Origin of the sequence: Chitinophaga sp. (assembly GCF_035564935.1) — a bacterium.
Taxonomy (GTDB): Bacteria; Bacteroidota; Bacteroidia; order Chitinophagales; family Chitinophagaceae; genus Chitinophaga.
This window is the reverse complement of the sequence record NZ_DATMTE010000754.1, coordinates 1-1,537: the sequence shown is the minus strand read 5'-3', so window position 1 is coordinate 1,537 and position 1,537 is coordinate 1. Positions and strand designations below refer to the sequence as shown.

The 1,537-nt window shown below is 47.8% G+C and carries 1 protein-coding gene; it reads right to left on the bottom strand.

The window, feature by feature from the left end; translation table 11 throughout:
• On the bottom strand, positions 1 to 1,483 hold a 1,483-nt coding region (locus VN105_RS19485; protein ID WP_325643289.1), incomplete at its 3' end, for a hypothetical protein.
• Positions 1,484 to 1,537 lie beyond the last annotated feature (54 nt).

Sequence of the window (1,537 nt, the reverse complement as noted above, 5' to 3'; positions counted from 1 at the left end):
AATCTCTTGGCATACCGCTTACGTTACGTAAAGTAATGCGATGCGCTGTTTGTGTAGCAGTAAACTTAAACCACACATCATCGTTTGGTGTTCCAATTTCAGGATTTCCTTCATTGGAATCTGTAGCCGAAACAAGACTTCCGGCCGTAACAGCCGTACAGGTAGCAGTTGGATTAACAGTAAGCGTATAGGCACCGGAACAGTTGTCATTGGCAGGAGGAGGCGGTGGAGTAGTAATACAGATGTCAAAATCAGTTTGGGTGTTGGCATCAGATGCATACGTAAATACGCGGATATAGTAAGTATTGCCTATAGTCAGCGCACGCGGAGTACTCGAAGTAGGGTTGAGGTCAGGGTCACTGAGGTGCACGCTAATCAGTCCGCCGCCACAGGTACCTTCCAGGACTTCATGCACGATTATTTCCGAGCCGTTTCCGGTAATATTCGTCAATTCGATGCGGTGCGAAGTAGCCGTGGCAACAAACGTATACCACACATCGTCATCGGGATGGCCTGAACCCACATGGGGTTCGTCAGAATCTGTAGCCGATTCAAGTGTGCCGGCTGTTTTTACCGTACAAACGGCCGTCGGGTTGACCGTCAGGGCAATCGCTGCCGTACAATTGTCATTGACAGGACTGGTCGTAAACGAAACGGTTCGCCACGGACTTTGTGAGGCCGTGCAGACGCTCCTAACATGGAAAAAATGCTTGGTGCTTGGCGGTAAAGACAAATTGGAAGGCAGGAAAATATTCGACAACGTAGGCGTTCCCGCACCTGTCGGGTCGGCACTTGTCGTATTCAAAACATATTCATAGCCTGCAATGCCCGGAACATTGTCCCACGTTATCGGGCTGGAACCTACTCCGGTAGCGGTAAGCCGGGTTGGAGCCGCACATGACCACGAACGTAATGTTGGCGAGTCAAAGCAAAAACCATAATTCCAGGCAGTTCCGGCCGGGTCATCATCATAAAACAACCGATAACGGAATCCTGTGAGCTGTGCTGTTGTAAAACCCGAAATGTTCAGCATTTCCGAAATATAAAGGGTTTTAGGAAGCGAACAAAAATTGCTGACAGCAAAAGACGTATTTGCATTGCCGGGAATATTTTCGCCCCACGGTATCCAGGTAGAAATGGCAGCATCCCAATATTCCAGTCGTAAGGCATCATTAGCTTTATAACGATAGCCATAGGGCATTGTAAGCTCCAATAAGGTTTCGCCGTTTGCAAAAGCAGCACTCAGATTAATTACAGGCGATTCTGCCGCAATATTGTCCTCATGCGGATTGCCGGAAAAACGGTCATTATAACCAAAGCTTGATGCAATTCTGGGGTCAGATTCAAAAGCTTCGGAATCCTCATTGTAATTCCCGGTAATTGTCCAGGCCGGATTGGGCCAGTTGGCCGATTGGTTTAACGTTTGCGAATACGAGTTCGCTTGCCAGCCCATCAGGGCCAGCAGTAAGTAACATTTTTTCATAGCAATTGTTTTTTTGACCCAAAATTAGGATTCCTGAAGGCAAAAAGGTTCATC